Genomic DNA, 23,311 nt, shown 5'->3' with positions numbered 1-23,311 from the left:
GACCTGCGCTCTTCCAAACAGTGGAACGAGGCGGTTACACGTGATGTAAGCCCTAGATAAAACGGTCATAAAGAGCGAGGCCCGTCAAAAGACGGGCCGTTCGTGCGCGCAGTGACACCGATCGACCGCGAGCTGTGGCGGTACCACCCGATTCCTCTGCCGAAACGTTATGAACGCCGGAGCCGGCCGTGTCAAAGGACACAGCCGACTCCGGTACGTCTACGACAACTGCCGTAGTTGCCTGCCGACTTGGATCTTTCGGCCCCGGGACTACCTCAGCCGTGCCATCAGCGCGTGCTCCACCAGCGTGATCAGCGCGCTCTTGGCGTCGGCCCGGTGCCGGGCGTCGGTGGTGATGATGGGGGTGTCGGGGCCGATCTGCAGGGCCTCGCGGACCTCGTCCGGGGTGTACGGCTGCTGCCCGTCGAAGCCGTTGAGCGCGACGACGAACGGCAGCCCGCTGTTCTCGAAGTAGTCGACGGCCGGGAAGCAGTCGGCCAGCCGGCGGGTGTCGCACAGCACGACCGCGCCGATGGCACCGCGCACCAGGTCGTCCCACATGAACCAGAAGCGGTCCTGGCCGGGCGTGCCGAACAGGTAGAGGATCAGGTCCTGGTCGAGCGTGATGCGGCCGAAGTCCATGGCGACCGTGGTGGTCGTCTTGCCCCCGGCGTGCGTGAGGTCGTCGATCCCGGCGCTGGCGGAGGTCATCACGGCCTCGGTGCGCAGCGGGTTGATCTCCGAGACGGCGCCCACGAACGTGGTCTTGCCGACGCCGAAGCCGCCGGCCACCACGATCTTCGCGGAGGTGGTCGCCCGGCCTCCGTCAGAGCTTGCGAAGTCCACTGAGCACCCTTTCGAGCAGTGTCACGTCCGGCGCACCGCCGTTGTTCTCGTCGCCGCCCGGCTGGTGGACGGCGACGAGGCCGGCCTCGGCGAGGTCCGCGACCAGGATCCTGGCCACACCCAGCGGCATGGCCAGCAGAGCCGACACCTCCGCCACCGACTTCACCTCGCGGCACAGGTGGCAGATGCGCTGGTGCTCGGGGAGCAGCCCCATGAGCGCTGCCGGGTCGGCCGTCGTGCTGATCAGCGCCTCGATGGCGAGCTGGTAGCGCGGCCTCGTCCGGCCGCCGGTCATCGCGTACGGACGTACCAGCGGCTGGTCGCCCTCGTCCTCGTACGGCTCCGCGTACGGATCATGAGAGGCGGTGGGCGGGGTCATGAATCCTCCGGGCGGGACAGCAGGTCGGTCAGTCGTGCCGTCTGACGGGGGCCGGTGGGGGGATTGTGGCGGCCGGACGGTGATTTGGTGAGACGGGTGGTGCCGGGGCCGATCAGTGGAGCAGACTGCCTTGCAGTTCGGCGCGCAGGTCCGGGGTGAGGACCGCGCCCGCGCGGTCGACCAGCAGCGCCATCTCGTAGCCGACGAGGCCGATGTCGCACTCAGGGTGCGCGAGAACGGCCAGGGACGAGCCGTCCGAGACGGACATGAGGAAGAGGAACCCGCGTTCCATCTCCACGACCGTCTGGGCCACGTTGCCGCCCTCGAAGATCCGGGACGCCCCGGCGGTCAGCGAGGTCAGCCCCGAGGCGACCGCCGCGAGCTGGTCTGCGCGATCGCGCGGGAAGCCTTCCGACATCGCCAGAAGGAGTCCGTCGGCGGACACGACGACGGTGTGGGACACCCCTGGGGTGTTGTCCACGAAATTCGTGATCAACCAGTTGAGGTTCTGTGCCGCCTGGCTCATCGGGCTCAACTAACGCTCCTGCTGGTGAGTGGGCCGCGGGTAGCTGCCGGTCTGGTTGGTACCGGCCTGCCGGCCCTGTGCGATACCCCGACGGAGATTGGTCAGCCGGCCGCGCACGTCGTCGGGCGCGCGCGAGACCTGCGGACCGTTCTGGTGCGACTGCTGCTGAGCCGTGCCCGGGACCAGGTTGGCCCGGGGCACCCGGCGCGGCAGACCGGAGGTGGTGACACCACCGGCCGCGGGCTGCCGGACGCGTTCGGCCTGCCGGACGAGATCGTCGTTCGGCGAGCTGCGCCAGGCGGAGCCGGCGGGCCGCTGGGGGGCCGCCGGGGTCTGGGGCTGGGCCTGCGGTTCCGTGGCGGGCGCGGGCGCGGGGGCGTTGCTCTCCGCCCCTTCCCGGCGGTCGCCGTGGAACCAGTTGGTCTCCAGCGTGTCGTACAGCGGAGTGCGTCCGTCGCCGGGACCGGAGGCCGGCGGCAGGGCCCATCCGTCGGCCGGCCGCTGCTGCGCCGGGGCGCCGTGGCGGGGCTCCGGCCGGGCCGGACGCTCCGGCTGGGCGGGACGCTGCTGCGGGGCAGGCGGACGCGGGGCGCCGAAGTCGTCGCCCGCGTGGGCGCCGTTGACCTGCGGACGGTCGAACTGGCCGGTGGCGGCCGGGTCCTGCCGGTCCGGCAGGCGGTGCTGCCCCGTCGAGCCGTCGCCGTACGCCTGGGCGCCGGGGAACCGGCCGGCCGAGGCGGGGTCGTTCGGTCCCTGGTGGCCGGGCTGCCCGCCGAAGACGTCCGAGCGGACGAACGGCCCGCCGTCCTGCTGCGGGGCGGCCGGCTCGGGCCGCGCGAACTGGTCGTTGCGCGGGGCGTTCATGCCCTCGCGGCCGTACGGGTCCGCGGCGGGCCCGGCGAACTGTCCCGTGTTCTGCGGGTCGTCCTGGCGCGGCGCCGGGGCGTCGAAGTCAGGGCGGGCGAACTCCGCCGTGGTGCCGGGGCCCTGGGGCTCGCCGCGCCGGGGGATCGCCGGCATCTCGGCGGTCGCGCCCGGACCCTGCTGGTCGCCGAAGCGCGGCGTCCGGTCCGGCCGGGAAGCGTCCGGCTCCTCGTGTCCGCGCGGGGCGTCCAGCGAGGCGCGCGGCACCGGCGGCTGCGCGTTCTCGTCGCTCCAGCTGGGCACGCGGGGCTGCGGCTCGCCGCCGGGCAGCTCGGCCCGCGGACCGCCGCGCGCCGGCAGCTGCGGGCGACGGCCCTGCTCGGCCTCGCCGCTGCCCTTGCCGTTGTTCTTGCGCCTGCCGCGCTGCGGCGGCACCGGGGCGCGGCCGCCGAAGGCGTCCTGGCCCTGTGGGGCGTTCATGCCCGCGGCCTGCAGACCCTGGGGAGCACCGGGCGCCTGACCAGCACCGGCACCCGCACCCGCACCGGCCGGAGCCGGCCGGCCCTGCTGGTTCGGGGCCGCGGGGGACTGGGGCCCACGCGCGCCGGCCGGCGCGCCCGGACGTCCACCGGCGTCCCGGCCGGGCAGTGCGGCCCGCGGTCCCTGACCGGCGCCGAGCCGGCCGCCGCCCTGCTGGGCACCGGCACCGAGGGCGCCGCCGCCGTTGCCGCCGCCGAAGGCCCCGCCGCCGAAGGCACCGCCACCGCCGAGCGCGCCGCCTCCCTGGCCGCCGCGCCGGGCCGCCGCGGCGCCCGCCGCGGCCTGCGCCGCGGCCGGACCGCCGCTGCCCGCGGCCGGCTGACCCGGCTTGGGCTGCGGCTTGCGGCCGCCCTGGGCGACGTCGACGGGCAGCATGACCAGCGCGGTCGTACCACCGGAGTCGGACGGACGGAGCTGGATGCGGATGCCGTGGCGCTGCGACAGGCGGCCGACCACGAACAGACCCATGCGGCGGGAGACGGAGACGTCCACGGTGGGCGGCGAGGCGAGCCGCTCGTTGATCGCGGCCAGGTCCTCCGGCGAGAGGCCGATGCCGGTGTCGTGGATCTCGATCAGCACGCGCCCGTCGGGCAGCGCGTGACCGGTGACCTTGACCTTGGTCTGCGGCGAGGAGAACGAGGTCGCGTTCTCCAGCAGCTCGGCCAGGAGGTGCACGAGGTCGTTGACCACGCGGCCGGCGACCTCGGTGCTCGGCACGGAGGCCAGCTCGATGCGCTCGTACTGCTCCACCTCGGAGGCGGCGGCGCGGAGCACGTCGACCAGCGGGACCGGGCGGGTCCACCGGCGGCCGGGCTCCTCACCGGCGAGGACGAGGAGGTTCTCACCGTTGCGGCGCATGCGCGTGGCGAGGTGGTCGAGCTTGAACAGCGAGGACAGCTGGTCCGGGTCGGCCTCGCGCGACTCCAGTTCGGAGATGAGCGAGAGCTGACGCTGGATGAGGCCCTGGGAGCGACGCGAGAGGTTGGTGAACATCGCGTTGACGTTGCCCCGCAGCAGGGCCTGCTCGGCGGCGAGGCGAACCGCCTCGCGGTGCACGTCGTCGAAGGCCGCGGCCACCCGGCCGATCTCGTCCCGGGAGTGCACACCGACCGACTCCACCGAGGTGTCCACGTCCTGCGGGTCGGTCTCGGACAGCTGCTTGACCAGCTCGGGCAGACGGTCCTGGGCGACCTTGGTCGCGGTCTCCTCCAGGCGGCGCAGCGAGCGGATCATGGACCGGGCCACGACGAACGCGCCGACCAGCGAGACGCCGAGCACGAGCAGGATCAGGACACCGGAGATGATCGCTTCCTGCTCGGACTCGCTGCGCAGCTCGCGGGCCTTCTGCTCCATGTCCTCCAGCAGGCGGAGCTCGATGTTCTTCATCTGCTGGATCTTGGTGGAGCTGTCGTCCAGCCAGTCCTGGTAGGAGCGCGCGTCGAGCTGGGCCAGACCGTTGACCCGGCCGAAGGCGCGGCCGGCGTACTGGTCGGACGACTCGATCACCGGGTTGCCCTGGGAGATCGGCTTCAGGAGGTCCTCGGCGCCGTCGCCGTAGATGCTGCTGAAACTGCGGATCTCGGAGGTCTGGCTCTGCAGCGCGGACTGCGCGTAGAGCCGGTCGTTCTCGGAGAGCTCGCCCTTGGTGGTGTTGCTCGCCGGAAGCGCCGCCGCGAGGACCGCGCGCTGGATGGACGCGTACTCCTTGGCAGAGGAGAAGGCCGCCAGGGCACGCGTGCGCTGGATCATCTCGGGGTTGCTGGTCGCCTCCGCCATGTCCTGCGAGAGGTCGAGCAGGTTGGTGATCAGGCGGTGGTAGGCCTCGACGGTCTGGGTCGAGTTGTCCTTGGCCGCATAGGCGGTGCCGCGGATCTTGTTCAGGTCGTTCAGGTCGCTGGCGAGGCCGACGAGGCTGTCGCGGACGCCGACGAGGTTGCCGTCCTTGCTCGCGGCGTCGATCTCCTCGGACTGGTCGAGGAAGTTCTTCAGCGCCCGGTCGGTCTTCTCCCGGTCGCCCTTGACGGCGATCGCGCTGGACGTCGAGCCGTGCGCCAGGGGGCCGGCGGACTGGTCGCGCTCCTCCTGGAGCGCGGCGGCCAGCTCGGTGGCCTGCTTGGTCATTTCGGTCAGCAGCTTCATGTTGTCGAGCTGCTGGATGTTGTCCATCGACTCGTTGATGCGCAGCGCACCCAGGGAGGTGGCCGCGACCACGGGAAGCGCGAGCAGCGACACGAGGCGGGTGGAGATGCGCCAGTTGCGCAGGGCTATGCGCGGACCCGGGCCGGTCGAGCCCGTGGCCGGCTTCGCGGACGGCTGCTGGCCGGGGGCGGGCGTCGTCGCACCCGGGCCGGGGCGCCCGGAGCGGTCACCGCTGTCGCCGGCCTGGGCCTGACCCGGGTTCTGGGCGTGCTGGGGCGAGGAGCCGACGGCCCTGGGGCCATTCCCGCCGTGCGGCTCCGGCTCCGCCGAAGCGCTGCCATCCCTCTTGAAACGTCCCTGCACTAGCGTCGCAACCTCTGGACCAGGCACCCGGCCGCGTGAACGGCTGAGCACGGTGTCGGCGTCATAGGGGCGCCCTGAATACGCCCCCGTGGTGGTCGTGAGTGACCGGCGCTGGTTCCCCCTTCGTGCCGCCGCTCGGCGCTGTGGTGCGCCCCCTGTGCGCCGGCTCGATCCTGCGGCGGTCCGTGGAATTCCAGCACAGTGCCGGATCTCCAACAAGGCCCGTGGGCCAGGCCGTGACCTACGTGACAGCACGTGAGGGGCGTTTTACGGCCGGTAGAAAACGATCACCCGCAAAGCGGACGTATGCCTACGAAACGCCGGGAGGTAAGCGGTGTCCCAGTCGACATGATCAGGAGCGGAATGGTCGCTTCAGGGAGTCAATGTCTGTTTCGTCAGGGTGCGACGCCCGTCGGAATTGACCGGTTTGACCCTTGATAAGTGAGCAAACTCACACGCCCTTCATCGACTCTCCGTCGGTCGGCGGGGAATTGCATGTTTAGCCTGACGCTTTACAGAGAAGGCAAAACCGACAACCCGCGCCCCCGCAGGGGTCACTTGCCCCTCCCGGCGCCCGCACACGACAGGGTCTCGAACAACCGTGAAGACGACGATGATGTTCCACAAGATCGCCAACCCGCGACGCACCACGCTGGCGCACCTCGACGGCGCCGGCGAACTGCAGACGCCGGAACAGCGCGAGCACGCCGTCGAACTCCCCACCCAGACCGCCAACCCCCGGCGCACGGTCCTCATGGAGATCCCCGTCGCGGCCACCGCCGCACAGTAGTACGCCGCCCGGCCGCGCGGCGTTCAGCCGCCCGGCCGCCCACGGGCCCACGGGCGCCCGCACACGCTGCTCCGTCAGGAGTCACGGCGGGCAATGCGCGAGGCGCCCGCCCCCTGCCGCGTTAGCCTGGAGCGTCAGACTCCAGCCAGCTCAGTCAAGGGGCCACACAACCCGTGCGCATCGCCAGGTTCTCCATCGACGGAAACGTCGCCTTCGGCGCGGTCGAGGGCGACCAGCCGGACGAGCTCGTCCTCGACATCATCAAGGGCATCCCCTTCGCGGACTTCGAGCTCTCCGGCACCAAGGTGCCGCTGAGCAAGGTACGGCTGCTGCCGCCGGTGCTCCCCAACAAGGTCGTGGCCTTCGGCCGCAACTACACGGAGCACGCCCGCGAACTCGGCAACGAGGTGCCCGAGGCCCCGTTCGCCTTCTTCAAGCCGTCCACCTCGGTCATCGGCCCCGGCGACGCCATCCAGTACCCCTCCTTCACGGAGGAACTGCACCACGAGGCAGAGCTCGCCGTCGTCATCGGCCGCATGTGCCGCGAGGTCCCGCGCGACCGCGTCAAGGACGTCGTCCTCGGCTACACCTGCGCCAACGACATCACCGCCCGCGACGTGCAGCGCCGCGAGAAGCAGTGGGCCCGCGCCAAGGGCTTCGACTCCTCCTGCCCGCTCGGCCCCTGGGTGGAGACCGACCTCGACCCGGACGACCTGACGATCCAGCTCACGGTCAACGGCGCCCAGCGCCAGCTCGGCCGCACCAGCGAGATGATCCACCCCGTCGCGGACCTGATCGTCAACATCTCCGAGGCCATGACGCTGCTCCCCGGCGACGTGATCCTCACGGGCACCCCGGCCGGAGTCGGCCCCCTCAACGTCGGCGACGAAGTCGCCGTCACCATCGAAGGCATCGGCACTCTCACCAACAAGGTTGTCAAGCGTGGCTAGCGCACCCGGCTCCCCCGTACGCGTCCGATTCTGTCCGTCCCCCACCGGTAACCCCCACGTGGGCCTGGTCCGCACCGCCCTGTTCAACTGGGCGTTCGCCAAGCACCACCAGGGCACGCTGGTCTTCCGCATCGAGGACACCGACGCGGCCCGCGACTCCGAGGAGTCGTACAACCAGCTGCTCGACTCGCTGCGCTGGCTGGGCTTCGACTGGGACGAGGGCCCCGAGGTCGGCGGCCCGCACGCGCCGTACCGCCAGTCGCAGCGCATGGAGATCTACCAGGACGTCGCCGCCAAGCTGCTCGACGCCGGCCACGCCTACCACTGCTACTGCTCCCAGGAGGAGCTGGACACCCGCCGCGAGGCCGCCCGCGCCGCCGGCAAGCCCTCCGGCTACGACGGCCACTGCCGCGACCTGAGCGCCGCGCAGGTCGAGGAGTACCGGGCCCAGAGCCGCGAGCCGATCGTCCGCTTCCGGATGCCCGACGAGGCGATCACCTTCGCCGACCTGGTCCGCGGGGAGATCACCTACCTCCCGGAGAACGTCCCGGACTACGGCATCGTCCGCGCCAACGGGGCGCCGCTCTACACGCTGGTCAACCCGGTCGACGACGCCCTGATGGAGATCACCCACGTCCTGCGCGGCGAGGACCTGCTCTCCTCCACCCCCCGCCAGATCGCCCTGTACAAGGCGCTGATCGAGCTCGGCGTGGCCAAGGAGATCCCGGCCTTCGGCCACCTGCCGTACGTGATGGGCGAGGGCAACAAGAAGCTCTCCAAGCGCGACCCGCAGTCGAGCCTCAACCTCTACCGCGAGCGCGGCTTCCTCCCCGAGGGCCTGCTCAACTACCTCTCCCTGCTCGGCTGGTCGCTCTCCGCCGACCAGGACATCTTCACGATCGACGAGATGGTCGCCGCCTTCGACATCTCCGGCGTGAACCCCAACCCGGCCCGCTTCGACCTGAAGAAGTGCGAGGCGATCAACGCCGACCACATCCGCATGCTCGAGGTGAAGGACTTCACCGAGCGCTGCCGCCCCTGGCTGAAGGCCCCCGTCGCCCCCTGGGCGCCCGAGGACTTCGACGAGGCCAAGTGGCAGGCGATCGCGCCGCACGCGCAGACCCGCCTGAAGGTTCTCTCCGAGATCACGGACAACGTCGACTTCCTGTTCCTTCCGGAGCCGGTGTCCGACGAGGCCAGCTGGACCAAGGCCATGAAGGAGGGCTCGGACGCCCTGCTGAGCACGGCGCGCGAGAAGCTGGACGCGGCCGACTGGACGTCCCCGGAGTCCCTCAAGGAGGCCGTCCTGGCCGCCGGCGAGGCCCACGGCCTGAAGCTCGGCAAGGCCCAGGCCCCCGTCCGCGTCGCCGTCACCGGCCGCACGGTCGGCCTGCCCCTCTTCGAATCCCTGGAGGTCCTGGGCAAGGAGAAGGCGCTGGCCCGCATCGACGCGGCGCTGGCGAAGCTCGCGGCCTGACACCCGCACGCACGCACACGAAGGGGCGGTACCCGGCCGGGTACCGCCCCTCCTCCGTCGACGCCGGCACCGGCTGCTTCTACGACACCTCGGCGGACGGGGGCTTCCCGGAGGCGCAGGAGGACGAGGGGCCGCTGTGGGACGTCTTCGAGGACAGTGAGTGGTCGGAGGGGCCCCACCTCCCCGGCACCGGGCACACCCTGGCCGCGTTCACCTCGGGCCGGGGCGACGGGGCCTGTCCCACCTGGACGGGCCGCGGCGCCGACGCGGGGTCACCTGCTTCGTCACCGAACTTCCTCGTGGCCCCGGCCCCGTCCGACGCCGTGGTCCGACCGGCCCGCGCGGCGCGACCGCCCGACACGCCCGGTCCCGCGCGTTACCGTCGGACCATGAGCATTCGCGCCGTGGTCTGGGACGTCGACGACACACTCTTCGACTACACCACCGCCGACCGCGAGGGCATGCGTGCCCACCTGGTGGCCGAGGGCCTGCTCGCCGGGTACGGGTCGGCCGAGGAGGCCCTCGTGCGCTGGCGGGAGATCACCGACCGGCAGTGGGCCCGCTTCTCCGCCGGCGAGGTGGACTTCGTCACGCAGCGGCGCGACCGCGCCCGGGTCTTCCTGGGCCGTCCGGAGCTGACGGACGCCGAGGCCGACGAGTGGTTCCAGCGCTACGTCACGCACTACGAAGCCGCCTGGTCCCTCTTCCCCGACGTCGTGCCCGTCCTCGACGCCCTCTCCGCCAGCCACCGACACGCCGTGCTGTCCAACTCCAGTCTGACGGTCCAGGACCGCAAGCTGCGCGTCCTCGGCGTGCACGACCGCTTCGAGGCCATCCTGTGCGCCGCCGAGCTGGGCGTCTCCAAACCCGAGCCCGGCGCCTTCCTGGCGGCCTGCGAAACCCTGTCGCTGGCGCCTGACCAGGTCGCTTACGTCGGCGACCACCCGGAGATCGACGGGCGCGGAGCCCACGACGCCGGGCTGCTGTCGGTCTGGATCGACCGCGGCGGCGCCTACGCGACCGTCGACCCGCCCGCCGGACCGCGCCGCATCGCGTCCCTCTCCGAACTGCCCGCGCTCCTCCGCGCCGATACCCGTTTTGGAGCCCCGTCCACCTTCAGGTAATGTTCTTCCTGCGCCGCCGGGGAGCGGGCCGAAAGGCCGGAACCGGAGGCGCAACGCTAGAACAAAATCCCCGCAGGGGCTTGCGTTCCAGTGGCCTATGGTGTAATTGGCAGCACGACTGATTCTGGTTCAGTTAGTCTTGGTTCGAGTCCAGGTAGGCCAGCTCGCAGAGCTCATCTGCATCGCGGAGACCATCCGCAAAGCCCCCGTTGTGTAGCGGCCTAGCACGCTGCCCTCTCAAGGCAGTAGCGCCGGTTCGAATCCGGTCGGGGGTACAGATCCTTCCCGCGAGGACAGCAAGGGTAGCTCCCGCTGACTTCGATGCAGGATCGCTAGGGCCCCCGTTGTGTAGCGGCCTAGCACGCCGCCCTCTCAAGGCGGTAGCGCCGGTTCGAATCCGGTCGGGGGTACTGACTGGTCTAAACCATCATTGGTCTATGGTGTAATTGGCAGCACGACTGATTCTGGTTCAGTTAGTCTTGGTTCGAGTCCAGGTAGACCAGCTCGGACCTGCGGCGGTGCAGTATCCAACGCCTGCAGAGTCCACGCCCCCGTTGTGTAGCGGCCTAGCACGCCGCCCTCTCAAGGCGGTAGCGCCGGTTCGAATCCGGTCGGGGGTACGAGTCCCAAGGGGGCTCCCGTTCAGGCGGGAGCCCCCTTCGGCGTTCACTCGATGCCGTACCGCCGTGCCGACTCCTCCTCCTGCGCCAGCCGGTGCAGCGCCCGCAGTACGGGCTGGAAGAGCACCGCCGCCGCGACCGCCAGCTCGACCCTCTCCTCCTCGGAGGCCCGGCTCTCCATGAAGTCCAGATCCCGCCGGGCCACCTCGTGCATCAACTCCCCGTACGGCGCCATCAGTTCCGCGTCCCAGGGGTAGTCCAGCCGGCGCAGCGCGGCCACCGCCACCACCAGTGAGCGGTGCACGGGGGAGAGGGGGGCCAGTTCCCGGGCGGTCTCCCAGCCCAGCATCTCCAGCAGGCTGTCCACCTCCGCCCGAGCCGCCACCACGGCCGGGTCCTCCTCGTCGGGCTCGGGGTCCTGCGGCAGCGCCCACAGCGCCGCCCCCAGCCGGATCGTGCGGCCCAGGGAGTCGTCGTCGACGTGCCCGAGCACCTCCCGCGCGGTCGCCACCGGCACCTTGCCCACCTGGATCAGCGCCCGCACCAGGCGCAGCCTGCGCAGATGCTCCTCGCCGTACTCGGCCGTCGTCGCGTTGACCTGCCGGCCCGGCGGCAACAGGCCCTCGCGCAGGTAGTACTTGATCGTCGCGGTGGAGACCCCGCTGCGCTTGCTCAGATCGGCCAGTCGCATCCCTTGCGCCCTTCCTCGGATACCGTCACTATCCAAACATGGGGCACTGGAGAGTGCCGCTCACCAACACGGGGAGGCGCCATGCCCGGCCAGTCCGTCACCGCGGGCCGTACCACCGCCGCCGCCGAGGGGGAGGTGACCGTCCTGCTGATCGGCATGAGGATCAACCGCTTCTGGGCGGTGCACCAGTGGCTGCCGGTCCTCCTCGCCATGCTGCGCATGCTCCGCGAGCTCGAGAAGGCGCCGGACCGGGGACTCCTGGGGCGCGTGCTGCTGACGGCCTCGCCGCGTACGTACTACGTCGTCCAGTACTGGGAGTCCAAGGAGAAGCTCTACCGCTACGCGCACTCGCCCGACATGTTCCACCACCGGGCCTGGGCGATCATCAACCGCAAGGAGCGGGCCGGAAGGGTGCGGGGGCACGTGGGGCTGTGGCACGAGACGTACGTCGTGCCCGAGGGCTCGTACGAGTCGATCTACGCCGACATGCCGGCCTTCGGCCTCGCGGCGGCCCACGGGCAGGTGCCGCTCGCGGAGCGGGGCAGGCGTGCGCGTGACCGGTTCGCCCACCGGTCGCGCCGGAAGGCGGAGCGCGGGGAGGGTGCCCCCGAGAACGCATGAGACCGGGACAGGGCCCGCCGCGGCGTTGGGGCGGGTCCTGTCCCGGTCGGGTGCTGCGGGGAAGCGGTCAGCCGGTGCGGCGCAGGGCCTCGGAGAGGCGGCCGGCGGCGTCGATGACCGCCTGGGCGTGCATCCGGCCCGGGTGGCGGGTCAGGCGCTCGATGGGGCCGGAGACCGAGACGGCGGCCACCACGCGGTTGGAGGGGCCGCGCACCGGAGCGGAGACGGACGCGACGCCGGGCTCCCGCTCGCCGATGGACTGCGCCCAGCCCCGGCGGCGGACGCCGGACAGCGCGGTCGCCGTGAAGCGGGCGCCCTGCAGGCCGCGGTGCAGGCGCTCGGGCTCCTCCCAGGCCATCAGGATCTGTGCCGAGGAGCCGGCCTTCATGGTGAGCGTGGAGCCGACCGGGACCGTGTCCCGCAGGCCCGAGAGGCGCTCCGCCGCGGCCACGCAGATGCGCATGTCTCCCTGGCGGCGGTAGAGCTGGGCGCTCTCGCCCGTGACGTCACGGAGGTGGGTGAGCACCGGGCCCGCCGTGGCGAGCAGGCGGTCCTCGCCGGCCGCCGCGGCCAGTTCGGCCAGGCGCGGGCCGAGAATGAAACGGCCCTGCATGTCGCGCGCCACCATACGGTGGTGTTCCAGCGCCACGGCCAGGCGGTGGGCCGTGGGTCGTGCCAGTCCGGTCGCCGCGACCAACCCCGCGAGGGTGGCCGGACCGGACTCCAGAGCGCTCAGGACGAGGGCCGCCTTGTCCAGAACGCCGACGCCGCTACTGTTGTCCATGCAACGATACTCCCGTCTCACTCTGTGAAACGCAAGTTCAATTTTCCGTGGAACCCGCCACTCTTGAAGGCACGAAGTCACAAAGGGCCCGTGACGAAAGGGCCTGGCGGCGGTCGCCCGGAAACAGGGGTGAGGGCGCTGCCTCCTCAAGATCTCTAGTTGGGTCGGCGCGTTGTCGCCGACCGGAGGGAAAGCGATGGGTAGGACACTCGCGGAGAAGGTCTGGGACGACCACGTCGTCCGGCGCGCCGAGGGCGAGCCCGACCTCCTCTTCATCGATCTGCACCTGCTGCACGAGGTGACCAGCCCGCAGGCCTTCGACGGCCTCCGCAAGAGCGGCCGCCCGGTGCGCCGGCTCGACCTGACCATCGCCACCGAGGACCACAACACCCCGACGCTCGACATCGACAAGCCCATCGCGGACCCGGTCTCCCGGGCCCAGCTCGAGACGCTGCGCAAGAACTGCGCCGAGTTCGGCGTCCGGCTGCACCCGCTGGGCGACGTGGAGCAGGGCGTCGTGCACGTCGTCGGCCCGCAGCTGGGCCTGACCCAGCCCGGCACCACCGTCGTCTGCGGTGACTCGCACACCTCCACGCACGGTGCCTTCGGCGCGCTGGCGTTCGGCATCGGCACCTCCCAGGTCGAGCACGTCCTGGCCACGCAGACGCTGCCGATGGCCCGCCCCAGGACCATGGCGATCACCGTCAACGGTGAGCTGCCCGAGGGGGTCACGGCCAAGGACCTGATCCTCGCGATCATCGCGAAGATCGGCACCGGCGGCGGCCAGGGCTACATCCTGGAGTACCGCGGCGAGGCCATCGAGAAGCTCTCGATGGAGGCCCGCATGACCATCTGCAACATGTCGATCGAGGCCGGCGCCCGGGCGGGCATGATCGCCCCCGACGAGACCACGTTCGCCTACCTCCAGGGCCGTCCGCACGCCCCCGAGGGCGCGGACTGGGACGCGGCCGTCGAGTACTGGAAGACGCTGCGCACCGACGACGACGCCGAGTTCGACGCCGAGGTCGTCATCGAGGCCGCCGAGCTGTCGCCGTTCGTCACCTGGGGCACCAACCCGGGCCAGGGCGCGCCGCTTTCCGCCGCCGTCCCCGACCCGGCTTCGTACGAAGACGCCTCGGAGCGCCTCGCCGCCGAAAAGGCCCTGGAGTACATGGGGTTGGAGGCCGGTCAGCCGCTGCGCTCGATCGCGGTGGACACCGTCTTCGTAGGTTCCTGCACCAACGGCCGCATCGAGGACCTGCGCGCCGCCGCCGAGATCGTCCGGGACCGCAAAGTCGCCGAGGGCGTACGGATGCTGGTCGTCCCCGGCTCCGCGCGGGTGGGCCTGCAGGCCGTCTCCGAGGGTCTGGACGTCGTCTTCAAGGAGGCCGGCGCCGAGTGGCGGCACGCGGGCTGCTCGATGTGCCTGGGCATGAACCCGGACCAGCTGGCCCCGGGCGAGCGCTCCGCGTCCACCTCCAACCGCAACTTCGAGGGACGGCAGGGCAAGGGCGGCCGCACCCACCTGGTGTCACCGCAGGTCGCGGCCGCCACGGCGGTGCTGGGCCACCTGGCCTCCCCGGCCGACCTGTCCGCCGACGCCCCCACGCCCGCTGGAGTCTGAGAGTCATGGAAGCATTCACCACCCACACCGGCCGGGCCGTCCCGCTGCGCCGCAGCAACGTCGACACCGACCAGATCATCCCCGCCCACTGGCTCAAGAAGGTGACGCGGGACGGATTCGAGGACGGGCTGTTCGAGGCCTGGCGCAAGGACCCGTCCTTCATCCTCAACCAGTCCGAGCGGCAGGGCGCGACCGTCCTGGTCGCCGGCCCCGACTTCGGCACCGGCTCCTCGCGCGAGCACGCCGTCTGGGCGCTGCAGAACTACGGCTTCAAGACCGTGATCTCGTCCCGCTTCGCCGACATCTTCCGCGGCAACTCGCTGAAGAACGGCCTGCTCACCGTGGTCATCGACCAGAAGATCGTCGACGCGCTGTGGGCGCTCACGGAGAAGGACCCCCAGGCCGAGATCACCGTCGACCTCGAGGCCCGCGAGGTGCGTGCCGAGGGCATCACGGCCTCCTTCGAGCTGGACGAGAACTCCCGCTGGCGGCTGCTGAACGGGCTGGACGACATCTCGATCACCCTCCAGAACGAGGCCGACATCTCCGCCTACGAGGCGAAGCGCCCGTCGTTCAAGCCGCAGACGCTCCCGGTCTGACCCGCGGCCCCTCCGGCTGCGCACAAGGTCGAGTTTCGGCCACCCAACGCTCCCCTCCGTACCCCCGATCAGCCCGATCGGGGGTACGGCCGTGTCCGGGCCCGATCCGGTCCCGAAGCCGTCGGCCGGACACTCAACTTCCCACGTTACGGCTGTGATTGGTGGGGTACGCGAGGAGTGGAACCGCCGACTCCGCCGGTGCTCGGAGGGCCGTCCGGGGCGGCAGTTGCCCCCTGCGCAGGCGACAACTCGCCCCAGATGGCACAATCTGTGCATGGAACACGACGGCCAACTCGAGCTCTATGCGGCGGTCGCGGTCCGGCTCAAGGAAGCGCACACAAGAGTGCGCGCACTGCAAGTCCCGGAGGGCGTACGGATGGCGCTGACCCGGAAGCTGCTGGTCATTACGGCCGCGGCCAAGCACGATCTCGCCGGTGCGGCAAGACGTCTGGACCGGTTCACCGCGGACCTCGACGAGGGTCGATTCCCCGACGAGGAACGCTGAACAGGCCGAGACCGCCGAGTCCGTTGCGGCACAAGGGTGATTAGCCCGTTTCGTGTTTGATTTGCGGTATATATCTGCCTAACGTGCGAAAAGGCTTGAACAGATTCGTTCTGGCGATGTCTCCGAAGGGGAAGACGTGAACAAGGCGCAGCTCGTAGAAGCGATTGCCGACAAGCTGGGCGGCAGGCAGCAGGCCGCCGACGCTGTCGACGCGGTCCTGGACGCCCTCGTCCGTGCGGTGGTCGCGGGGGACCGGGTTTCGGTCACCGGCTTCGGTTCCTTCGAGAAGGTCGACCGTCCGGCCCGCTACGCCCGCAACCCCCAGACGGGCGAGCGGGTTCGGGTCAAGAAGACCTCGGTGCCGCGCTTCCGCGCGGGTCAGGGCTTCAAGGACCTGGTGAGCGGCTCGAAGAAGCTGCCGAAGAACGACATCGCGGTCAAGAAGGCGCCCAAGGGCAGCCTGTCCGGCCCGCCGCCCACCATCTCCAAGGCCGCGGGCAAGAAGGCCGCCGCCAAGAAGGCGACCGGCGCGGCGAAGAAGGCGACGGGCGCGGCGAAGAAGACCACCGCGGCGGCGAAGAAGACGACCGCCAAGAAGACCACCGGCGCGGCCAAGGCGACGACGGCGAAGAAGGCCCCCGCCAAGAAGTCCGCAGCCAAGAGCACCACGGCCGCGGCGAAGAAGACGACGGCCAAGAAGGCGCCGGCGAAGAAGGCGACGGCCACGAAGGCCCCCGCCAAGAAGTCGACCGCCCGCAAGACCACCGCCAAGAAGGCCACCGCCCGCAAGAAGTAACGGGTGACGGGGCACAGGGGCACTCACGCGCCGGGCCGGACTCCCTCGGGAGTCCGGCCCGCGGCGTGTTCGGGGCCCTGCGGCTCCCGGCGGTCAGAACGTGTGGAGCGTCACCAGTGTGATCCGGCGGTCCGCGCCCGTCCCCTCGGTCTCGACCCGCACCCGCTGCCCGGGCCGCAGCAGCCTGAGGCCCCCCGCGTCGAACGCCGCGGCGTCGAAGGGCACCGGGGTGCCGTCGTCGAGCAGTACCTGCCCGCTGCGGCTGTCGGGGTCGTACGTGTATGCGGTCGCCTGCATGTCCGCAGCCTACTGCCCGGCGATCAGCAGGCGCGCCGCCACCGCGGCCGTACGGGGCCCCACCCCGAGCGCCAGCGCGGTCCGCAGGTCGTCGCCGGTGTCGACGTCCTGCCGCACGGAATCCACCGCGTCGAGGCGCAGTTCCACCGCCCCGGACGCACGGTGGCGGACCCGGGAATCCGGGCCGAATGCGGGGGACAATTCACGCCCCGGCGAGGCGGTCAGCAGGGTTGTTCCGATTCCCGCGGCATCCGGGAGAAAGGCGCGCCGGAATTGTGCGGCCGCCCCCAGTACGCGCGACAATTCCGCCGGCCGCAGAGCGGGAAGATCGGCATTCAGTGCGGCCACCGGACTTTCCGGGCGGACCGACCGTACGGCGGCCGCCCCGTGCGCCAGGGCGGCGTTGAGACCGCCGCCCGGCTCGTCCGGAACGACCCGGGCGCCCAGGTTCGCCAGCTCACGGCCCGCCCGGACGTCGTCCGTGACGACTGCCACATCCGCCACCGCCGGGCAGGCCAGCGCGGCCGCCACGGTGTCCTGCGCGAACGCCAGCGCGAGACCCGGCCGCACCCCGTCGTCCGCGGTGTCGGCCAGTCTGCTCTTGGCCCGGGCGAGGGTCTTCACGGGCACGACCAAGGTCCACTGCACGAGTGTTCCGTCCTTCTCTCGTCGCCGCCATTGTCACCTGGGGGATCTGGCGGTTCACTCGCCGGGGCGTACGGTGTTCTCGACAGACGGGCGGCCCGGGGCGACACTTGTCCGGCCCCAGGCCCTGGAGGAAAGGTGTCCGCGTGCCCCGCCGCAGAATCGGCTTCTGGTACCGCTTCGCCGCGGTGATCTGCAAACCGCCGCTGGTGGTTCTGATCAAGCGGGACTGGCGGGGAATGGAGAACATGCCGGACGACGGTGGATTCATCACCGCCGTGAACCACAATTCGCACGTCGACCCCTTCGCGTACGCGCACTACCAGTACAACACCGGTCGCGTGCCGCGATTCCTCGCGAAGAGCGGCCTTTTCAGGAAGGGATTCGTCGGCGCCGCGATGCGCGGCACCGGGCAGATCCCCGTCTACCGCGAGAGCACGGACGCGCTCAGCGCCTTCCGGGCCGCGATCGACGCCGTGGAGCGCGGCGAGTGCGTCGCCTTCTACCCCGAGGGCACCCTCACCCGCGACCCCGACGGCTGGCCGATGACCGCCAAGACCGGTGCCGCACGCGTCGCCCTGCAGACCAAGTGCCCGGTGATCCCGGTCGCCCAGTGGGGCTGCAACGAACTGCTGCCCCCGTATGCCAAGAAGCCCAACCTGCTGCCGCGCAAGACCCACCGCGTCCTGGCGGGGCCCCCGGTCGACCTGTCGCGCTTCTACGACCGGGAGATGACCGCGGACCTGTTGAAGGAGGCCACGGAGGTCATCATGGCCGCCGTCACCCGCCAGCTGGAGGAGATCCGCGGCGAGAAGGCGCCCGAGACCCCCTACGACCCGCGCCGCGAACGGATCGAGCAGCGCCGCCGGACGCAGGCCCAGGCGGCCCAGGCGGCACAGGCACAGGCACAGGCGGCACAGACGCAGGGCAAGCAGGCAGAAGGGCAGGGCACGTGAGCAAGCCCGTCAAGGCGGCCGTCTTCGGCACCGGATCGTGGGGCACCGCCTTCGGCACGGTCCTCGCCGACGCCGGCTGCGACGTGACCCTGTGGGGACGCCGTGCCGAACTCGCCGACGCCGTCAACTCCACCCGCACCAACCCGGACTACCTGCCCGGCGTCGAACTCCCCGAGAACCTGCGGGCCACCACCGACGCCGCCGAGGCCGCGCGCGACGCCGACTTCACCGTCCTCGCGATCCCCTCGCAGACGCTGCGCGCCAACCTCGCCGACTGGACGCCCCTGCTGGCACCGGGCACCGTCCTGGTGTCCCTGATGAAGGGCGTCGAACTCGGCTCCGCGATGCGGATGAGCGAGGTCGTCGAGGACGTCGCCAAGGTCGGCGCCGAGCGCATCGCCGTGGTCACCGGCCCCAACCTGGCCCGGGAGATCGCCGCCCGCATGCCGGCCGCCGCCGTGGTCGCCTGCCCCGACGAGGCCGTCGCCCAGCGGCTCCAGACCGCCTGCCACACCCCGTACTTCCGCCCGTACACCAACACCGACGTCATCGGCTGCGAGCTCGGCGGCGCCGTGAAGAACGTGATCGGGCTGGCCGTCGGCATCGCGGACGGCATGGGCCTCGGCGACAACGCCAAGGGATCGCTCATCACCCGCGGCCTCGCCGAGACCACGCGGCTCGGTGTCGCCCTCGGCGCCGACCCGCTGACCTTCTCCGGGCTCGCCGGTCTCGGCGACCTGGTGGCGACCTGCTCCTCCCCGCTGTCCCGCAACCACACCTTCGGCACCAACCTCGGCCGGGGCATGACCCTGGCGGAGACCGTCGCGGTCACCAAGCAGACCGCCGAGGGCGTCAAGTCCTGCGAGTCGGTGCTGGATCTGGCCCGTCGGCACGGCGTCGACATGCCGATCACCGAGACGGTCGTCGCCATCGTGCACGAGGGCAAGCCCCCGGTGGTCGCGGTCAAGGAGCTGATGTCGCGCAGCGCGAAGCCCGAACGACGCTGAGCGACGCCGGGCCGGCACCCGGGTGCCACCCGCGCCACGCGGCCCCGCCGACGCTGTCTCGCGGCACCGTGGGCGGGTACTCTCAACGCGATATGAGCACCGAGAACCTCCCCCAGAGCCCCGAGCAGCCGCACCGCAAGCCGCGGGTGGCCGTCGTGTTCGGCGGGCGCAGCTCCGAACACGGGATCTCCGTGGTCACCGCCGGCGCCGTCCTCGCGGCCATCGACCGGACGAAGTACGACGTCCTGCCGATCGGCATCACCCAGGACGGGCGCTGGGCGCTCACCGCGGACGAGCCGGAGCGCATGGCGATCACCGAGCGGCGCACCCCGAGCGTCGACCAGCTCGCCGAGTCGACCGAGGGCGCCGTGGTGCTCCCCGTCGACCCCGCCAACCGCGAAGTCGTCTACAGCGAACCCGGCTCCGTGCCCAAGGCGCTGGGCGAGGTCGATGTCGTCTTCCCCGTGCTGCACGGCCCCTACGGCGAGGACGGCACCCTGCAGGGCCTGCTGGAGCTGTCCGGCGTGCCGTACGTCGGCTCGGGCGTGCTCGCCTCGGCCGTCGGCCAGGACAAGGAGTACATGAAGGCGGTGTTCGCCTCCTACGGGCTGAAGGTCGGCCCGTACGTGGTGATCCGGCCCCGCGAGTGGGAGCAGGACCGTTCCGGCGCCCGCGGGAAGATCGTGGACTTCGCCGGTGAGCACGGCTGGCCGCTGTTCGTGAAGCCCGCCCGCGCGGGTTCCTCGATCGGCATCACCAAGGTCGACGACCTCTCGGGCCTCGACGAGGCGATCGAGGAGGCCCGCCGCCACGACCCGAAGATCCTCGTCGAGGCGACCCTGCGCGGCCGGGAGATCGAGTGCGGGGTGCTGGAGTTCGAGGACGGTCCCCGGGCCTCCGTCCCCGCCGAGATCCCGCCGCCCTCGGCGCACGCGTACTACGACTTCGAGGCCAAGTACATCGACTCGACGCCCGGCGTCGTCCCCGCCCCGCTGACGCCCGAGGAGACCGCCGAGGTCCAGCGGCTGGCCGTCGGGGCGTTCGATGCCGCCTCGTGCGAGGGACTGGTGCGCGCGGACTTCTTCCTCACCGAGGACGGCGAGTTCGTGATCAACGAGATCAACACGATGCCCGGCTTCACGCCGATCTCCATGTACCCGAAGATGTGGGAGGCCACCGGCGTCGACTACGCGGAGCTGGTGGACCGGCTGGTCCAGGCGGCGCTGCGGCGGTCCACGGGCCTTCGCTGACCTGCGGACGGACCGCGCCGTCTCAGGAGGCGATCCCCTCGGGGATCGCCTTCTTCACGGCGGGCGCGAGGTCGACCAACGGCGCCATCCCGCGCCCCGCCCGGTCCTCGGGGATGGTCACCTCGACATAGGCCTCACGCAGCGTCGTAGTGAAGCGGAACGCCCCGCTCTTCTGCTTCTGCAGCTGCCAGCCCACACCGTCGACCTCGACGCCGTCGGCCTCCGGATCGTCCATCTCCGCGGGCCGCTCCACCCCGCAGCGCAGTATGATCAGCGGGTTTCCCCAGCCCGCCGTCAGCGCGGAGGCGGGCCCGGGGTCCTCACGGTTCAGGCCGTCCACCGTCGACGGCAGCGCCTTGTCCAGGTTCTGGCACAGCTCGGTGACCTTCGCGTCCGGGCTGGGAACCGCCGCCGGCACGCTGTCGTCTGCTGAGGAGCAGCCTGCGGCGGCGATCAACAACGCGAGAGCGGGCAGGCGGAGGCGCCGGTGACGGGAGAAGTTCACCGGCCCAGCGTAGACGGGGGCTAGAGATGGACGACCGGGCAGGTCAGGGTGCGGGTGATGCCGTCCACCTGCTGGACCTTGGCGACCACCATGCGGCCCAGCTCGTCGACGGTGTCGGACTGGGCGCGGACAATGACGTCGTAGGGTCCCGTCACGTCCTCGGCCTGGATCACTCCAGGGATCTTGCTGATCGTCTCGGCGACGGTCGACGCCTTGCCGACCTCCGTCTGGATCAGGATGTACGCCTGTACCACGAAACCTCCAGAGCGGCCACGAGGATCATGTGGGGAAAAGGAACGCCACGGTATCGCGTCGTCGCTCTCCGCGGGGAGACCCGCGGGACGTGGAGCCCGCGCGCCGGGGTGGTGTGATGACACGAGTTGACGTCTGCGCGGACCGTGGAAACGGCTGTCTCGACCGTAACCAGGACAGAGGCGACGCGCGACCGGGCACGGACAGGTACAGGGACAGAAGGGGAGTAAGGCCATGAAGGGCACTGTTGGTGAGCTCGGTGAGTTCGGGCTCATCAGGGAGCTCACCTCCCGTCTCACCTCCACCCCGGCGGTCCGGGTCGGCCCCGGCGACGACGCCGCGGTGGTCGCCGCGCCCGACCGCCGGGTGGTGGCCAGCACCGACATCCTCGTCGAGGGACGGCACTTCAGGCGTGACTGGTCCACCGCGTACGACGTGGGCCGCAAGGCGGCGGCACAGAACCTCGCCGACATCGCCGCGATGGGCGCCGTGCCCACCGCGCTGCTGCTGGGCCTGGTGGTGCCCGCCGAACTCCCGGTGACCTGGCCGACCGAGCTGATGGACGGACTGCGCGACGAGTGCCAGGTCGCCGGCGCCTCCGTGGTCGGCGGCGACGTGGTGCGCGGCGACACCATCACCGTGTCCATCACGGCCCTCGGCGACCTGCGCAACCAGGAGCCCGTCACCCGGGGCGGCGCCCAGCCCGGCGACCTCGTCGCGGTGACCGGCTGGCTCGGCTGGTCCGCCGCCGGGTTCGCGGTGCTCTCCCGCGGTTTCCGCTCGCCGCGCGCCTTCGTGGAGGCCCACCGCCGTCCCGAGCCGCCGTACCACGCGGGCCCGGCCGCCGCGGGGCTCGGCGCCACCGCGATGTGCGACGTGAGTGACGGACTGATCGCCGACCTCGGCCACATCGCGGAGGCCAGCAAGGTCCGGATCGACATCCGCTCCGGGCAGATCGACATCCCGTCCCAGATGAACGACATCGGTCAGGCCGTCGGCGTCGACCCGATGCAGTGGGTGCTCACCGGGGGAGAGGACCACGCGATCGTGGCGACCTTCCCGCCGGACGTGAAGCTGCCCGCCCGCTGGAAGGTGATCGGCGAGGTCCTCAACCCCTCGGCGCTGCCCCAGGTGACCGTCGACGGGGCGCCCTGGACCAGCCAGGGCGGCTGGGACCACTTCGGGGAGGTCGAGGCATGAGGCCGCCGTCCGTCCTCACCGTGGCCGGGTCCGACTCCGGCGGCGGCGCCGGCATCCAGGCGGACCTGAAGACGATGCTCGCCCTCGGCACGCACGGCATGAGCGTGCTCACCGCCGTCACCGCGCAGAACTCCCTCGGCGTGCAGGGCGCCTGGGAACTGCCCGTGGAGGCGGTCCGGGCGCAGTACCGCAGCGTCGTCGACGACATCGGCGTGCAGGCCGTCAAGACCGGGATGCTGTCCTCCGCGGAACTGGTCGAGACGGTCGCCGAGTTGATCGGCGGCACCGACGCCCCGGCCGTCGTCGACCCGGTCGGCGTCTCCAAGCACGGCGACGCGCTGCTCGCCGCCTCCGCCCTGGACTCCGTACGCACCAAGCTGCTGCCGGTGGCCACCGTCGCCACGCCCAACCTCGACGAGGTCGCGCAACTCACCGGCGTGCGCGTCGAGTCCGACGCCGACCTGCGCCGGGCCGCCGCCGCCGTGCTGGAGTACGGCCCGCGCTGGGTGCTGATCAAGGGCGGGCACCTGTCCGGGGACGCCGTGGACCTGCTCACGGACGGCTCCGAGGAGCACTGGCTGCGCGCCCCGCGCCTCGACAACCGGCACACGCACGGCACGGGGTGCACCCTCGCGTCCGCCGTCGCCTGCGGTCTGGCGAAGGGACGGTCGGTGCCGGAGGCGGTGACGGCCGCCAAGGAGTACGTGACCGGTGCGATCGCGGCGGGATTCGCGCTCGGCGGCGGCATCGGCCCCGTGGACCACGGCTGGCAGCTCCGGAGGGACACGCCCTCGGCGTGACACCGCTACGCCGGCCGCCGGAAGGAGGCGGCCGGCCCGCGGGGAGCGGTCACCGGACGCCTGCGCCCCCGGAGTGCGCGGGCACGGCAAAAAGCCGGCCCACCGAAGTGGACCGGCTTTTTGCAGCGGACCGGGCAGTGGCCGCGCGCTCAGCTGGACGC

General features: G+C 71.4%; 24 protein-coding genes, 5 tRNA genes and 1 pseudogene. 20 read left to right on the top strand and 10 right to left on the bottom strand.

Annotation, left to right across the window (positions count from 1 at the left end):
• Positions 1-270 precede the first annotated feature (270 nt).
• The 4 genes from ACGF3H_RS25765 to ACGF3H_RS25750 form a co-directional block, all read right to left on the bottom strand.
• Positions 271-846, bottom strand: a complete 576-nt coding sequence (locus ACGF3H_RS25765; RefSeq protein WP_161164401.1) for an ATP/GTP-binding protein — start codon at positions 844-846, stop codon at positions 271-273.
• Complete coding sequence (locus tag ACGF3H_RS25760) at positions 827-1,225, bottom strand: DUF742 domain-containing protein (protein ID WP_019328729.1); 399 nt, start codon at positions 1,223-1,225, stop codon at positions 827-829. Before ACGF3H_RS25760 ends, ACGF3H_RS25765 begins: the two co-directional genes overlap by 20 nt.
• Before the next feature lie 112 nt (positions 1,226-1,337).
• A complete protein-coding gene (locus ACGF3H_RS25755) occupies positions 1,338-1,751 on the bottom strand; it encodes a roadblock/LC7 domain-containing protein (RefSeq protein ID WP_003973453.1) in 414 nt (137 codons plus the stop codon).
• Positions 1,752-1,760: 9 nt separating this feature from the next.
• Positions 1,761-5,657, bottom strand: coding sequence for a nitrate- and nitrite sensing domain-containing protein (locus ACGF3H_RS25750; protein ID WP_362489076.1), 3,897 nt, complete (start codon positions 5,655-5,657; stop codon positions 1,761-1,763).
• Positions 5,658-6,258: 601 nt separating this feature from the next.
• Here ACGF3H_RS25750 and ACGF3H_RS25745 point away from each other — a divergent pair.
• From ACGF3H_RS25745 to ACGF3H_RS25700, 10 genes and pseudogenes are all read left to right on the top strand, one after another.
• Entirely contained in the window at positions 6,259-6,447 is a 189-nt protein-coding gene (locus ACGF3H_RS25745) for a hypothetical protein (RefSeq protein ID WP_362489309.1), read from the top strand.
• 173 nt (positions 6,448-6,620) lie between these two features.
• Positions 6,621-7,397, top strand: a complete 777-nt coding sequence (locus ACGF3H_RS25740) for a fumarylacetoacetate hydrolase family protein (RefSeq protein ID WP_362489078.1) — start codon at positions 6,621-6,623, stop codon at positions 7,395-7,397.
• Positions 7,390-8,874, top strand: a complete 1,485-nt coding sequence (gltX, locus tag ACGF3H_RS25735) for a glutamate--tRNA ligase (RefSeq protein ID WP_362489080.1) — start codon at positions 7,390-7,392, stop codon at positions 8,872-8,874. Before ACGF3H_RS25740 ends, gltX begins: the two co-directional genes overlap by 8 nt.
• Positions 8,802-9,128: pseudogene (locus ACGF3H_RS25730) on the top strand (DUF4241 domain-containing protein); the annotation flags it as partial. The gene gltX and the pseudogene ACGF3H_RS25730, both read left to right, overlap by 73 nt.
• 135 nt (positions 9,129-9,263) lie before the next feature.
• A complete protein-coding gene (locus tag ACGF3H_RS25725; protein ID WP_362489299.1) occupies positions 9,264-9,998 on the top strand; it encodes an HAD family hydrolase in 735 nt (244 codons plus the stop codon).
• Between the two features lie 91 nt (positions 9,999-10,089).
• Positions 10,090-10,161 (top strand) — tRNA-Gln (locus tag ACGF3H_RS25720).
• Positions 10,162-10,200: 39 nt separating this feature from the next.
• Positions 10,201-10,273: transfer RNA gene (locus ACGF3H_RS25715), tRNA-Glu, on the top strand.
• A gap of 62 nt (positions 10,274-10,335) precedes the next feature.
• Positions 10,336-10,408: transfer RNA gene (locus ACGF3H_RS25710), tRNA-Glu, on the top strand.
• A 21-nt stretch (positions 10,409-10,429) separates the two neighbouring features.
• Positions 10,430-10,501: transfer RNA gene (locus ACGF3H_RS25705), tRNA-Gln, on the top strand.
• A gap of 44 nt (positions 10,502-10,545) precedes the next feature.
• Positions 10,546-10,618: transfer RNA gene (locus tag ACGF3H_RS25700), tRNA-Glu, on the top strand.
• A gap of 46 nt (positions 10,619-10,664) precedes the next feature.
• Here the strand turns inward: ACGF3H_RS25700 and ACGF3H_RS25695 are convergent.
• Positions 10,665-11,309: a MerR family transcriptional regulator gene (locus tag ACGF3H_RS25695; protein WP_362489082.1), complete on the bottom strand. Its 645-nt coding sequence runs from the start codon at positions 11,307-11,309 to the stop codon at positions 10,665-10,667.
• Between the two features lie 81 nt (positions 11,310-11,390).
• Between ACGF3H_RS25695 and ACGF3H_RS25690 the strand changes: the two genes are divergently transcribed.
• Positions 11,391-11,930, top strand: coding sequence for a DUF4188 domain-containing protein (locus ACGF3H_RS25690; RefSeq protein ID WP_362489084.1), 540 nt, complete (start codon positions 11,391-11,393; stop codon positions 11,928-11,930).
• A 67-nt stretch (positions 11,931-11,997) separates the two neighbouring features.
• Here the strand turns inward: ACGF3H_RS25690 and ndgR are convergent, their stop codons facing one another.
• Entirely contained in the window at positions 11,998-12,714 is a 717-nt protein-coding gene (ndgR, locus tag ACGF3H_RS25685) for an IclR family transcriptional regulator NdgR (protein WP_010984119.1), read from the bottom strand.
• 196 nt (positions 12,715-12,910) lie between these two features.
• Between ndgR and leuC the strand changes: the two genes are divergently transcribed.
• The 4 genes from leuC to ACGF3H_RS25665 all read left to right on the top strand — a co-directional run bounded on the left by leuC (position 12,911) and on the right by ACGF3H_RS25665 (position 16,238).
• Positions 12,911-14,338: a 3-isopropylmalate dehydratase large subunit gene (leuC, locus tag ACGF3H_RS25680; RefSeq protein WP_362489086.1), complete on the top strand. Its 1,428-nt coding sequence runs from the start codon at positions 12,911-12,913 to the stop codon at positions 14,336-14,338.
• Between the two features lie 5 nt (positions 14,339-14,343).
• Positions 14,344-14,937: a 3-isopropylmalate dehydratase small subunit gene (gene leuD / locus ACGF3H_RS25675; protein WP_362489088.1), complete on the top strand. Its 594-nt coding sequence runs from the start codon at positions 14,344-14,346 to the stop codon at positions 14,935-14,937.
• A gap of 274 nt (positions 14,938-15,211) precedes the next feature.
• Positions 15,212-15,442: a hypothetical protein gene (locus ACGF3H_RS25670; protein ID WP_161166288.1), complete on the top strand. Its 231-nt coding sequence runs from the start codon at positions 15,212-15,214 to the stop codon at positions 15,440-15,442.
• A 136-nt stretch (positions 15,443-15,578) separates the two neighbouring features.
• Complete coding sequence (locus ACGF3H_RS25665; protein WP_362489090.1) at positions 15,579-16,238, top strand: HU family DNA-binding protein; 660 nt, start codon at positions 15,579-15,581, stop codon at positions 16,236-16,238.
• A 93-nt stretch (positions 16,239-16,331) separates the two neighbouring features.
• Here ACGF3H_RS25665 and ACGF3H_RS25660 read toward each other — a convergent pair whose 3' ends face one another.
• Positions 16,332-16,535 carry a hypothetical protein gene (locus ACGF3H_RS25660; RefSeq protein ID WP_225638673.1) on the bottom strand — a complete coding sequence of 68 codons (204 nt, stop codon included), beginning with the start codon at positions 16,533-16,535 and terminating at the stop codon, positions 16,332-16,334.
• Between the two features lie 9 nt (positions 16,536-16,544).
• The gene (gene cofC, locus ACGF3H_RS25655; RefSeq protein ID WP_362489092.1) at positions 16,545-17,183 is read right to left on the bottom strand and encodes a 2-phospho-L-lactate guanylyltransferase; all 639 of its coding nucleotides are present in this window, start codon (positions 17,181-17,183) and stop codon (positions 16,545-16,547) included.
• Positions 17,184-17,326: 143 nt separating this feature from the next.
• Between cofC and ACGF3H_RS25650 the strand changes: the two genes are divergently transcribed.
• From ACGF3H_RS25650 to ACGF3H_RS25640, 3 genes are all read left to right on the top strand, one after another.
• Positions 17,327-18,136: a lysophospholipid acyltransferase family protein gene (locus ACGF3H_RS25650; RefSeq protein WP_362489094.1), complete on the top strand. Its 810-nt coding sequence runs from the start codon at positions 17,327-17,329 to the stop codon at positions 18,134-18,136.
• Positions 18,133-19,143 (top strand): NAD(P)H-dependent glycerol-3-phosphate dehydrogenase, encoded by a 1,011-nt coding sequence (locus ACGF3H_RS25645; protein ID WP_362489095.1) that lies wholly within the window; start codon positions 18,133-18,135, stop codon positions 19,141-19,143. Before ACGF3H_RS25650 ends, ACGF3H_RS25645 begins: the two co-directional genes overlap by 4 nt.
• Before the next feature lie 92 nt (positions 19,144-19,235).
• Positions 19,236-20,393 (top strand): D-alanine--D-alanine ligase family protein, encoded by a 1,158-nt coding sequence (locus ACGF3H_RS25640; protein WP_362489097.1) that lies wholly within the window; start codon positions 19,236-19,238, stop codon positions 20,391-20,393.
• A 22-nt stretch (positions 20,394-20,415) separates the two neighbouring features.
• Here the strand turns inward: ACGF3H_RS25640 and ACGF3H_RS25635 are convergent, their stop codons facing one another.
• Both ACGF3H_RS25635 and ACGF3H_RS25630 read right to left on the bottom strand, forming a co-directional pair.
• On the bottom strand, positions 20,416-20,898 hold the full coding sequence (locus ACGF3H_RS25635) for a DUF3515 domain-containing protein (protein ID WP_362489099.1): 483 nt from the start codon (positions 20,896-20,898) through the stop codon (positions 20,416-20,418).
• Between the two features lie 20 nt (positions 20,899-20,918).
• Positions 20,919-21,152: an Lrp/AsnC family transcriptional regulator gene (locus ACGF3H_RS25630; protein ID WP_019328745.1), complete on the bottom strand. Its 234-nt coding sequence runs from the start codon at positions 21,150-21,152 to the stop codon at positions 20,919-20,921.
• A gap of 232 nt (positions 21,153-21,384) precedes the next feature.
• On the opposite strand from ACGF3H_RS25630, the gene ACGF3H_RS25625 reads away from it, so the two are divergent.
• Positions 21,385-22,350 carry a thiamine-phosphate kinase gene (locus ACGF3H_RS25625; protein WP_362489101.1) on the top strand — a complete coding sequence of 322 codons (966 nt, stop codon included), beginning with the start codon at positions 21,385-21,387 and terminating at the stop codon, positions 22,348-22,350.
• Entirely contained in the window at positions 22,347-23,150 is an 804-nt protein-coding gene (thiD, locus tag ACGF3H_RS25620) for a bifunctional hydroxymethylpyrimidine kinase/phosphomethylpyrimidine kinase (RefSeq protein WP_362489103.1), read from the top strand. The genes ACGF3H_RS25625 and thiD overlap by 4 nt, the downstream gene beginning before the upstream one ends.
• Positions 23,151-23,311: the final 161 nt, after the last annotated feature.

The organism is Streptomyces sp. NPDC048185 (assembly GCF_043202495.1).
GTDB lineage: Bacteria > Actinomycetota > Actinomycetes > Streptomycetales > Streptomycetaceae > Streptomyces.
The sequence above is the reverse complement of the archived record's forward strand: the minus strand, read 5'-3'. Positions and strand labels throughout refer to the sequence as shown.